Origin of the sequence: Dyella sp. (genome assembly GCF_051954575.1) — a bacterium.
Classification (GTDB): domain Bacteria; phylum Pseudomonadota; class Gammaproteobacteria; order Xanthomonadales; family Rhodanobacteraceae; genus Dyella_B.
Window position 1 is genome coordinate 19,626 of sequence record NZ_JBQCHP010000036.1, and the last position, 10,790, is coordinate 30,415.

Genomic DNA, 10,790 nt, shown 5'->3' on the forward strand with positions numbered 1-10,790 from the left:
GCGCCGGGTCGGTTTGCCCGCAAGGCAAGGAGGAGCGAGGGCGCGTATGTCGATACGTAACCGAGCGAGGACGCAGTATTGCGGGCAAACCGACCCGGCCCTTCGGGTTGTGTGTGAGCGGTCGCCATGCGGCGGCGCGCAGCTTGACCAGACGGCCAGTCTGGCGCTGCGCCGCGCACCACCACCTGACGATCGCTCACACACAACGCGGGCTACGCGGAGACATTAAGCAGGCTCTTATGCGCATCGAGTTTCCCCATTCCACCAGGGCGGATTTCCACTGGCGCCAGCCGCAATTGCGCGTGGGCAGTGGTTCCGGCAACGACCTGGTGCTGGGAACGGGACAAGCGGCGGCGAATCATCTGTTGATCCATCTGGACAAGCGCGGCTGGGTGCTCGATGTGCTGCCCGAGGCCAATCGCATCTACGTCAACGCGCGTCCCGTGCGCGAACGGGCGATCCTGCGTCCCGGCGACATGCTCAGCATGGGCGATTGCCGCATGCTGCTGTGTGCGGATGAAGCCCCGGGCGAGCGCGCATTGCCCGGGATGCCGGAGCAGGAACGCTGCACGGTGGCATTGCGCGCCGTCGCCGGTCCGCTGTCGGGCCAGGTGCTGCCGCTGGCCGATCGCCTGGAATTGGGGCCGCAAGGCCGCGCAGCGCTGGATCTGCCCCAGGGCGAAACCGCCACGCTGACGATTTTCTGGCGCGACGGCCAGTTGCGCATGGAATCCGGCCAGCCGGTGGATGCGCGCTACGCGGCGCGGGTCAACGGCATTGTGTTGCAGCAGACCGTGCTGCTGCCGGGTGACCAGATCGGCATCGGCATGCACCGTTTCCTGATCGATGCGCCAGGCCTGGAACCCGAGCCGGAAATCGTCCTGCCGCCCGAGCCAGTCGAGCCCCTGCCGGAAGATACCGCCGGCCCGCGCGGGGAAGTGTGGTGGCTGATCGCCACGGCGGCGGTGCTGGCGCTGGGCATCGCGTTGCTGTTGTTGCTGCATTCCTGATATCCCCGGCCGCACTTAGGCGCGAAATCGCCGGCCTTATGCGCAAGTAACATTGACGTCATGTTGCTGCGTCGCGGCATAATGCAGCGATCTTTCAAGACGGGAACGGTTGCGTGAGCAGGGTTTGGAATTTCAGCGCAGGTCCGGCGGCATTGCCTTTGCCGGTGCTCGAACGTGCGCAGCGCGAGCTGCTGGACTGGAACGGCAGCGGCGCCTCGGTGATGGAGCAGTCCCATCGCGGCAAGCGCTTCATCGCCATGGCGCAACAAGTCGAAGCGGATCTGCGCGAACTGATGGGCATTCCCGCCGAGTACGCCGTGTTGTTCGAGCAGGGCGGCGCCACGCAGCACTTTGCGCAGATCCCGATGAACCTTGCCGGCGAGGGCGATAGCGCCGACTACATCGTCACCGGCCATTGGAGCGAGAAAGCCGCCAGCGAAGGGGCGCCCTACGTGCGCGTGAACGTGGCGGCCACCAGCAAGGCCGAGAACTACCTGCGCATGCCGGCGCGCGATACCTGGCAGCTCAATCCCAACGCTTCCTACGTGCACATCGCGACCAACGAAACCATCCACGGCGTGCAGTTCAAGCAGCCGCCCGACGTGGGCAACGTGCCGCTGGTGGCGGACATGTCGTCCGACATTCTCTCCGCGCCTGTCGATGTGCGCCGCTACGGCCTGATTTATGCTGGCGCGCAAAAAAACATCGGCCCTTCCGGCCTGGTGCTGATCATCATTCGCCGGGATATTCTGCAGCGCCCGACGCGGCCGATGGCGAAGATATTTCGCTACATCGAGCACGCGACGCACGACTCCATGCTCAATACGCCCAACACCTGGGGCTGGTACTTGGCCGGACTGACCTTCCAGTGGTTGAAGGACAACGGTGGTCTGGTCGCGATGGACGAACGCAATCGCCAGAAGTCCGAGCTGCTTTACGCCACCATTGACGGCTCCAGCGGCTATTACCGCAACCCGATCGATCCACCGGTACGCTCGCGCATGAATGTGCCTTTCACCTTGCACGACAGTGCCCTCGACGCCGCGTTCCTGCAGGAATCGGAAGCCGCCGGCCTGCTGGCGCTGAAAGGCCACAAGGCGATCGGCGGCATGCGCGCATCCCTGTACAACGCGGTGCCGCTGGAAGCGGTGCAGGCGCTGGTAGATTTCATGCGCGACTTCGCCCGCCGGCATGGCTGATACACTGCAAGGCCGGAACGGAACCGCCGTTGCCGGACATCTTTACGTTTGGACATCCATCGCATGAACGAACCCAAGCCAACGCTGGTGCAGGTGCGCGACCGCATCGACAGCATCGACCGGCAGATCCAGGAGCTGATCTCCGAGCGTGCCAACTGGGCCCGCGAAGTGGCCAAGGTGAAAGGCGAGGGGCTTTCGGCGATCGATTATTACCGCCCCGAGCGCGAGGCCCACGTGCTGCGCATGGTGGTGGATCGCAACCACGGCCCGCTTTCCGATGCGGAGATGGTGCGCCTGTTTCGCGAAATCATGTCGTCCTGCCTGGCGCAGGAAGACCCGCTCAAGGTGGGTTATCTCGGTCCCGAAGGCACTTTCAGCGAGCAGGCCGTGCGCAAGCATTTCGGTCATGCCGCGTATGGGCTGCCGCTGGGAAGCATCGAGGAAGTGTTCCAGGAAGTGGCTGCCGGCCATGCGGATTTCGGCGTGGTGCCGGTGGAGAATTCCGGGCAGGGCATGATCCAGGTGACGCTGGACATGTTCCTCACCTCCGAAGCGCGCATCTGCGGCGAAGTGGAATTGCGCGTGCATCAATGCCTGCTGTCGCAGCGCGATTCGCTGGAAGGCATCAAGCATGTCTACGGCCATGCGCAGTCGTTGCAGCAGTGCAAGACCTGGTTGCGCGTGAACCTGCCGAACGCCGAATGCATTGCCGTGCACAGCAATGCGGAAGGCGCGCGCCTGGCGCGTCATGCCGACGATGCCGCCGCGATTGCCGGCGCCACGGCGGCGAAGGTCTATGGCTTGAAGATCATCGAGCAGGCGATCGAAGACCGTGCCGACAACACCACCCGCTTCCTGGTGATCGGCCGTTCGTTGTTCCCGCCGTCGGGTAACGACCGCACGTCGCTTTTGATAACTGTCAACGACAAACCGGGCGCGCTCTACGAAATCTTGAGCCCGTTCGCCAAACATGGTGTCAGCTTGAATCGCATCGAATCGCGCCCGGCGCATACGGGCAAGTGGCAATACGCCTTCTTTATCGACGTCTCCGGCCATATTGATGACGCGCCGCTGCAAGCGGCCCTGAAAGACATGGGCCCGCACGCCGCGCAAGTGCGTGTGCTCGGTGCCTACCCGGTGGCACTGCCATGAGCGGTGCGCAACGTGTGGATTGGGTCAGCCGGCCCGCAAAAGCTTTGCATGGCGACGTCGTGGTGCCTGGTGATAAATCGGTATCGCATCGCTCGATGATGCTGTCGGCGATTGCCGAAGGTACCTCGCATATTCGGGGCTTCCTGGAAGGCGAAGACACGCGCGCGACCGCCGCGGTGCTGGCGCAGCTTGGCGTGTCGATTGAGGCGCCTTCGACCGGTGAACGCATCGTGCATGGCGTGGGCCTGCATGGCTTGCGCGCTTCGAACAAACCGCTCGATTGCGGCAACGCGGGTACCGGCATGCGCCTGCTGGCGGGTCTGCTGGCCGGTCAAGCATTTGACGGCACCTTGGTAGGCGATGAATCGCTTTCCAAGCGTCCAATGCGGCGCGTCACCGATCCGCTCGCCAAGATGGGCGCGCAGATCGATACGCAGGACGGACTGCCGCCGTTGCAGGTCCGCGGCGGTCGCAAGCTGCATGGCATCCGTTACGAGCTGCCCGTGGCCAGCGCGCAGGTGAAATCCGCGCTGCTGCTCGCGGGGTTGTATGCCGAGGGCACCACCGAGGTGATCGAGCCGCATCCCACGCGCGACTACACCGAACGCATGCTGCAAGCGTTCGGATGGCCGATCGAATTCTCGCCCGGCCACGCCAGGCTCGAAGGCGGCCATCGCCTGCGCGCCACCGACGTGGTGGTGCCAGCGGACTTTTCTTCTTCCGCGTTCTTCCTGGTGGCCGCCAGCATCGTGCCGGGTTCGCAGGTGCGCTTGCCGGCGGTGGGCTTGAATCCGCGCCGCACCGGCTTGCTCGAAGCGCTGCGCCTGATGGGGGCGGATATCCGCGTCGAAAACCAGGGCGAAAGCGGCGGCGAAGCGGTGGGCGATCTGGTCGTGCGCTACGCGCCCTTGCATGGCATTGAACTGCCCGAGCGCCTGGTGCCGGACATGATCGACGAGTTCCCGGCCTTGTTCGTCGCCGCATCGGTCGCGAAAGGGCGCACCGTGGTGCGTGGCGCCGCCGAGTTGCGCGTGAAGGAATCCGATCGGATCGCCACCATGGCGGCTGGCTTGCGCGCGCTTGGCGTGCAGATCGAGGAAACGCCCGATGGCGCGATCATAGACGGCGGAGCGCTGGGCGGCGGCACGGTGGACAGCCACGGCGATCATCGCATCGCGATGAGTTTTGCGGTGGCAGGACTGGTGGCGCGCGAGGCGATCACGATCGGCGATTGCGCGAACGTAGCGACCTCGTTTCCGGGGTTTGTGGAACTCGCCAATAGGTGCGGATTTGCTTTGGGCTAACGCTTCATTGCTCGTCGTCCCGGCGAAAGCCGGAGCCCAGTGGCTTTGGCGGCCTGCAAGGCGCTAGCCCCGGCCTTCGCCGTGGCGACGGTGAGGCAAAATGGAAGTTAATGCGCAAAGAAAGAGACAAAGGCTTCCGCATGCCGACAATCCCTAACTTCATCGTGGCCATTCCCGCCCGCTACGGCTCCACCCGCCTGCCAGGCAAGCCGCTGCGCGCCATCGGCGGCGTGCCAATGGTGGTGCGCGTCGCGCAACGCGCCCAGCAGGCGGGGGCGTCCCAAGTGGTCGTGGCGACCGATGACGAGCGCATCGTCGAAGCACTCGAAGAGCAAAACGTGGATGTCTGCATGACCCGCAGCGATCACGCCTCCGGCAGCGATCGGCTGGCCGAATGCGCGGCCTACTACGGCTGGGCTCCTGAGACCATCGTGGTGAACCTGCAAGGCGATGAACCGTTCGCACCCGCGGCGGGCATTCGCGAAGTGGCGCGCGCGTTGGTGCAGGACCATGCACCGATGGCGACACTCGCCACGCCGATCACCGATGCGCACGAACTGTTCGATCCCAACGTGGTGAAGCTGGTCAGCTCCGCCCATGGCCGCGCGCTGTACTTCAGCCGTGCGCCGCTACCGTGGGCACGCGATGCGTTCGCGGCGGATCGTCAGACCTTGCCGCAAGACACGCCGTTTCTGCGGCATATCGGCATCTACGCTTATCGCGCCGGGTTTTTGCAGCAATACACCGGTTTGTCGCGCACGCCCTTGGAGCAGGCCGAATCGCTGGAGCAATTGCGCGTGCTGGAGCACGGCTATCCCATCGCCGTCCGCCTGACACCGGAGCCGTTTCCGCCGGGGATCGATACCGAAGCGGATCTGCGTCGCGCTGAAGCATGGATAAGCGATCCACACTGACCCTAGCGTGTTGAAAGCCTCAGGCGGCTTTGCGCACCCGGATCTCCACATGCAGGCCCGCGGCCGTCGCCATGTTCACCAGTGCATCCAGGCCAAAGAGATTGATCTTGCCGCACAGCAGATTCGAAACCCGCGGCTGGCTGATACCCAAAAGCCTGGCAGCTTCCACCTGGCTCATGCCGTTGCGCTCGATGTGATGTTTCAAGGCCATCATCAGGATCGAGCGAAGCCGCATATTTTCCGCATCGACCGGATTGTCTTCAATGGCATCCCAGACGCTGGAAAATCGCTTTTTGTTCATCGATGCCTCTCCTTCAACAATTCGCGGTAGCGCTTTGCTGCCAGGTCGAGGTCTGCCTTGCTGGTTTTGGCAGTTTTCTTCTGGAAGCAATGCATCACGTAGATCGCCTCGGCAAATTTGACCACGTAGATCACTCGAAACGCTCCCGTCGCATCGCGAATGCGGATTTCCTTCGCGCCAGCGCCCACTGTTTCCATGGGTTTCCAATCGTCCGGTTCCCAGCCACGTTGCACCTGGTCAAGTTGATGGCCTGCGTCGCGTCGCGCTGCCAGCAGGAAGGCGCGCAAGTCGGAAAGCGCGGTACCGAGAAATTCGATGGGCTTGGGTTTGATGGTGGTGCGTTTATACAAAATTTTGTATATTCCTTCAAGCATTGTTTGTTCGTGCGCGATCACCGAGCGTAATGTGCGGCCATGCGGCGGTTGATCCGAAGAGTGCTGTTCATTGCGACATCCTGATGCGTCAACGCGTGACGTCGATTTCCCTGGAACCAAAAAAAGAAAAGATGGAAAGGTCGATCCTGTTTGTCTGCCTCGGCAACATCTGCCGCTCGCCCCTGGTCGAGGCAGTCGCGCGCAAACATCTGGCGGACGCCGGGCTGGCTATCGAGGTCGCCTCCTGCGGTACCGGCGGCTGGCACGCGGGCGAGCAGGCCGATCCGCGCATGCGTGCCGCCGCGGCGAAGGCAGGCTATGCACTGGAAGCGCATCGCGCGCGCCAACTGCACGCGACCGACTTCGAGCGTTACGACCTGCTGCTGGCGATGGACGGCAACAACCTACGCGACCTGCGGCGTGCATCCGGCGGCAAGGCGCATGTCCGACTGGCCCTGTTCCTGGATTGGGCCGGCGCGGCGCCGCCCAGGGATTTTCCCGATCCGTACTACGAGGAGCTGACCGCTTTCACGCAGTGCGTGGACCTGGCCGAGCGGGGTGTCCGCGGGCTGCTCGAGCGCCTGCGCGCGGGCTGAATCGTTTTCGCCGAAGGGGTTGGAAATCCGCCAAACGGGCTAAAATCCTCCTCTATGCAGCCCGCCCCCACCCAGGCCTTCGACGGCAAGGTCTTCGTCAGCACGCTCACCACGTCCCCCGGCGTTTATCGTTACTTCGACGAGGCCGGCGACTTGCTGTACGTCGGCAAGGCCAGCAGCCTCAAGAAACGCGTCGGCAGCTATTTCCTGAAGCCGCGCATGGAGCCGCGCATCGCGGCGATGGTGGCGCAGATCGCGCGCTGCGAAATCACCGTCACGCGCACGGAAGCCGAGGCGCTGCTGCTGGAATCGCAGCTGATCAAGGCGCTGAAGCCGCGCTACAACATCCTGCTGCGCGACGACAAAAGTTACCCGTACATCTATCTCTCCGGCGGCGAAGAGTATCCGCGCCTGGCCTTTCACCGCGGCGCACGCAATCAGCCGGGGCGCTACTTCGGGCCGTTTCCCAGCGCCTTCGCCGTGCGCGAAAGCCTCAACCTGATGCAGAAGCTGTTCAAGGTGCGCCAGTGCGAGGACAGCTATTTTCGCAATCGCTCGCGCCCGTGCCTGCAATACCAGATCGGCCGCTGCACCGGCCCGTGCGTGGGCTTGATCAGCACCGAGGACTACCGCAACGACGTGCGCCATGCGGAAATGTTCCTGGAAGGCCGTGGCAGCGCGGTGATCGATGAGCTGGTCACGGCGATGGAGCAGGCCAGCGCCGCGCTGAATTTCGAGCGCGCCGCCGCGTTGCGCGACCAGATCGCCACTTTGCGCAAACTGCACGCGCAAAATCACGTGCAGGGCGCTACGGCGGATATGGACGTGATTGCCTGCCGCATCGAAGCGGGCATCGCCTGCGTCAGCGTGCTGTTCTTCCGCAATGGCATCAGCCTGGGCACGCGTGATTTCTATCCGCGCCTGCCGCTGGATGCCGAACCGGCCGACGTGCTGGCGCAATTCGTCGCGCAGTACTACCTGGATCGCCCGGTGCCACGCGAAATCATTCTTGGCGAGGCGATTGCGGACGAGCAACTGCTCAGCGAAATGCTGTCCCAGCAATGCGGGCATGCGGTGGAAATCAAGACGCGCGTGCGCGGCGATCGTGCGCAGTTTTTGCAAATGGCCGAACGCAATGCACAGGCGTCGCTCACTTCGCGCATCGCCAGCCGCCAGACACTGGGCACGCGTTTCGACGATCTGCAGAACGTGCTGGGCCTGGACGAATCGCCCAAGCGCATCGAATGCTTCGACATCAGTCACACGCGCGGTGAAGCTACCGTGGCCTCGTGCGTGGTGTTCGGACCGGAAGGGCCGGAGAAATCGCATTACCGCCGCTTCAACATCGCCGGCATCACGCCCGGCGATGATTACGCCGCCATGCATCAGGCGCTCACGCGCCGGTTCCGCAAACTGGCCGAAGGGGAGGGCGCACGGCCGGATATCCTCCTGATCGACGGTGGAACCGGCCAGGTGGCGCAGGCGCTGGATGTACTGCGCGAGCTCGGCATCAGCGGCATCGAGGTGGTTGGCGTGGCCAAGGGGCCGGGCCGGCGCGCAGGCGAAGAAACGCTGGTGTTGGCGGGCTCCAATCGCGAGATTCACCCCGGACCCACGTCGCCTGCGCTGCACTTGGTGGCTGCGGTGCGCGACGAAGCCCATCGCTTCGCCATCAGTGGACATCGCAAGCGGCGCGAGAAGGCGCGCGAGCGCAGCGTGTTGGAGGACGTACAAGGCGTGGGCGCACGCCGCCGTGCCGCGCTGCTGAAGGCGTTTGGCGGGCTGGCCGGCGTGGAGGCCGCGGGCGTGGAGGAACTGATGCAGGTGAAAGGTATCGATCGCAGCTTGGCCGAGCGCATCTATGACGCGCTCCATGCTTGATCACGGGCGTTCGTGAGACACTAGGGATGCTCCGGCTCATTTTTCACAGGCGGCATGATGTCCAGAAGGCACGCAGGGTGTGTTGCGTGGCGCAGGGCAGACCCGCCGTCTGTTCAGGCCGCGCGACGCAGCTTGCGGGCCTTCTGGACATCACCTTTCGGGCCGGCTCTGTCCGTCCGCATCCCGTCGGCCCATCGTCTCGACAGACGGCCAGGCTGCCTTCGCCGATGATCCTGTGGGCTGCGAACAGACAGGGTCGGTGACGCCTGTGAAAAATGAGTCGGAGCATCCCAAAAAAAACGGAAGGAGCTCATGCGCATCAATCTGCCGACCTGGCTGACGCTGTTCCGCGTAGCGCTGCTGCCGGTGATGGTGCTGGTGTTCTACCTGCCGTTTCGCGGCCACAACATCGTCGCCGCCATCGTGTTCGCGCTGGCCGGCATCACTGATTGGCTCGATGGCTACCTGGCGCGCCGCCTCAACATGACCTCCAAGTTCGGCGCCTTCCTCGATCCGGTGGCGGACAAGCTGATGGTGGCGGTGACCCTGTTCCTGCTGGTCGCCTCCCACCGCGGCGACTGGTCCGGCATCGTGATGGCGGTGACCGCGGCGATCATCGTCGGGCGCGAGATCAGCATTTCAGCGCTGCGCGAATGGATGGCGGAAATCGGCATGCGCTCCACCGTGCGCGTGGCGTTCCTGGGCAAGCTCAAAACCGTGATGCAGATGGTCGCGTTGATCGTGCTGATCCTGCAGCACGAAAAAGACGCCGAGGCGTTGCGCCTGTACCACATCGGTGAGGGCCTGCTGGTACTGGCGGGCGTGCTCACCATCTGGTCCGGTCTGTATTACCTGCGTGCCGCCTGGCCGGCGCTGCAGGATGACGCGCCGGCGACGCCCTCCAGCACGGAGCAGGATCGAAACGCTTGACGGTTTCGTTTCAGCCGCTAAAATGCGCGGCTCCGATGCGGGAATAGCTCAGTTGGTAGAGCACGACCTTGCCAAGGTCGGGGTCGCGAGTTCGAGTCTCGTTTCCCGCTCCAGATTTTGATCCACGGATATCCATCGATGTCCGCAGATCCTTGAGACAAGGGGCGAAACAGCCTGTGTCAAAACTCATCTGACACATAGACGCTGAAGCGGTCGCAAGCAAAAGTGCCCTCGGAAACCCCGAGGGCATTTCTTTGTGCGCCCGGCAGGGCGCACTGCCAGGAGGTGAAAGACCTCTACTGGTCCGGCATGGGCTTTTGTGCGCGCGTTCACATAGTGGAACCCGCGCAGCGATAGGTGGGTTATTTGATGGGCTTAGCACCCGAATATCCGCGCATTTCGACGAAATATTCATTTGAAGTAGACAAAACAATGACATATATCCCGATGCTGCGATTTTGGGCGCACGTCTATGAGCGATCATTTTTCTAGATCAAAACTCTCTCATTCTCCGGCAGCGAAGCCCATCGTGCCGTCGAGAGCATCGAAGAATGTCGTGGGCGACAAACAGGACGGTCAGTCGCTGGCTATCGAGAAGGCTGGGTTGATGCTCACATCGCCGGATGCAAGCGCAATGTGTCGCGGTCGAGATCGATTTGCACGAGTTGGGTTTTCGCCCATTGCTTGCGGGGAATCAGAAGCCACATGGGCTTCCTGTCGTCGTCATGCCCCAACGCCACCATGCCAACGTACTGCGTCTGCTGATGCATGGGCGGACGCAGACTCCGGCCGGCACCCGGCGGCACGACGAGATTACTGGTGGCGAGAAGGTCAGCTTTCAGCGTCGACAGATCGTTCGTCAACCACTGCGCATCGGTGAGCGCTTCGAACGCCTGCGATGACGTCAACTGGTAAATCCTCACGATCGCCGGACCGCTGTTGTCGCTGGCCTGGTTGACGACATCGAGGTTCATCGTCGGAATGGGTGTGGTGAACGTGCGTTTTGCCACGTTCACCGTGCCGTCGTGAATCGCTTGAGCGACGCCGCATGCGCTGACACTCAGCGCGGCAAGAACGAGGATCGCGTGTCGAACGGTGCGTGTCGGACTCATGCATGGTGTTCCTTCGA

At 63.2% G+C, this 10,790-nt stretch carries 11 protein-coding genes and 1 tRNA gene; 9 read left to right on the forward strand and 3 right to left on the reverse strand.

Annotated elements, in window-relative coordinates:
* Positions 1–239 precede the first annotated feature (239 nt).
* The 5 genes from ACTHNE_RS05445 (at position 240) to kdsB (ending at position 5,579) form a co-directional block, all read left to right on the forward strand.
* Positions 240–1,010 carry an FHA domain-containing protein gene (locus tag ACTHNE_RS05445; protein WP_324937179.1) on the forward strand — a complete coding sequence of 257 codons (771 nt, stop codon included), beginning with the start codon at positions 240–242 and terminating at the stop codon, positions 1,008–1,010.
* 113 nt (positions 1,011–1,123) lie between these two features.
* Positions 1,124–2,209 carry a 3-phosphoserine/phosphohydroxythreonine transaminase gene (gene serC / locus ACTHNE_RS05450; RefSeq protein WP_324937182.1) on the forward strand — a complete coding sequence of 362 codons (1,086 nt, stop codon included), beginning with the start codon at positions 1,124–1,126 and terminating at the stop codon, positions 2,207–2,209.
* A gap of 63 nt (positions 2,210–2,272) precedes the next feature.
* Positions 2,273–3,361: a prephenate dehydratase gene (gene pheA, locus ACTHNE_RS05455; protein WP_324937184.1), complete on the forward strand. Its 1,089-nt coding sequence runs from the start codon at positions 2,273–2,275 to the stop codon at positions 3,359–3,361.
* The gene (aroA, locus tag ACTHNE_RS05460; protein ID WP_324937186.1) at positions 3,358–4,665 is read left to right on the forward strand and encodes a 3-phosphoshikimate 1-carboxyvinyltransferase; all 1,308 of its coding nucleotides are present in this window, start codon (positions 3,358–3,360) and stop codon (positions 4,663–4,665) included. Before pheA ends, aroA begins: the two co-directional genes overlap by 4 nt.
* Before the next feature lie 140 nt (positions 4,666–4,805).
* Positions 4,806–5,579, forward strand: a complete 774-nt coding sequence (gene kdsB, locus ACTHNE_RS05465) for a 3-deoxy-manno-octulosonate cytidylyltransferase (protein ID WP_324937188.1) — start codon at positions 4,806–4,808, stop codon at positions 5,577–5,579.
* A 19-nt stretch (positions 5,580–5,598) separates the two neighbouring features.
* Here kdsB and ACTHNE_RS05470 read toward each other — a convergent pair whose 3' ends face one another.
* Positions 5,599–5,880: a helix-turn-helix domain-containing protein gene (locus ACTHNE_RS05470; protein WP_324937190.1), complete on the reverse strand. Its 282-nt coding sequence runs from the start codon at positions 5,878–5,880 to the stop codon at positions 5,599–5,601.
* Positions 5,877–6,254 carry a type II toxin-antitoxin system RelE/ParE family toxin gene (locus tag ACTHNE_RS05475; RefSeq protein WP_324937192.1) on the reverse strand — a complete coding sequence of 126 codons (378 nt, stop codon included), beginning with the start codon at positions 6,252–6,254 and terminating at the stop codon, positions 5,877–5,879. The genes ACTHNE_RS05470 and ACTHNE_RS05475 overlap by 4 nt, the downstream gene beginning before the upstream one ends.
* A 29-nt stretch (positions 6,255–6,283) precedes the next feature.
* Here ACTHNE_RS05475 and ACTHNE_RS05480 point away from each other — a divergent pair, with 29 nt between their 5' ends.
* The 4 genes from ACTHNE_RS05480 to ACTHNE_RS05495 all read left to right on the forward strand — a co-directional run bounded on the left by ACTHNE_RS05480 (position 6,284) and on the right by ACTHNE_RS05495 (position 9,774).
* The gene (locus tag ACTHNE_RS05480; protein WP_324937194.1) at positions 6,284–6,850 is read left to right on the forward strand and encodes a low molecular weight protein-tyrosine-phosphatase; all 567 of its coding nucleotides are present in this window, start codon (positions 6,284–6,286) and stop codon (positions 6,848–6,850) included.
* A gap of 54 nt (positions 6,851–6,904) precedes the next feature.
* A complete protein-coding gene (gene uvrC, locus ACTHNE_RS05485) occupies positions 6,905–8,731 on the forward strand; it encodes an excinuclease ABC subunit UvrC (RefSeq protein ID WP_324937197.1) in 1,827 nt (608 codons plus the stop codon).
* Between the two features lie 312 nt (positions 8,732–9,043).
* Positions 9,044–9,661 carry a CDP-diacylglycerol--glycerol-3-phosphate 3-phosphatidyltransferase gene (gene pgsA / locus ACTHNE_RS05490; protein ID WP_324937199.1) on the forward strand — a complete coding sequence of 206 codons (618 nt, stop codon included), beginning with the start codon at positions 9,044–9,046 and terminating at the stop codon, positions 9,659–9,661.
* A gap of 37 nt (positions 9,662–9,698) precedes the next feature.
* Positions 9,699–9,774, forward strand: a tRNA-Gly gene (locus tag ACTHNE_RS05495).
* Positions 9,775–10,272: 498 nt separating this feature from the next.
* Here the strand turns inward: ACTHNE_RS05495 and tssJ are convergent.
* Complete coding sequence (tssJ, locus tag ACTHNE_RS05500; RefSeq protein ID WP_324937201.1) at positions 10,273–10,773, reverse strand: type VI secretion system lipoprotein TssJ; 501 nt, start codon at positions 10,771–10,773, stop codon at positions 10,273–10,275.
* Positions 10,774–10,790: the final 17 nt, after the last annotated feature.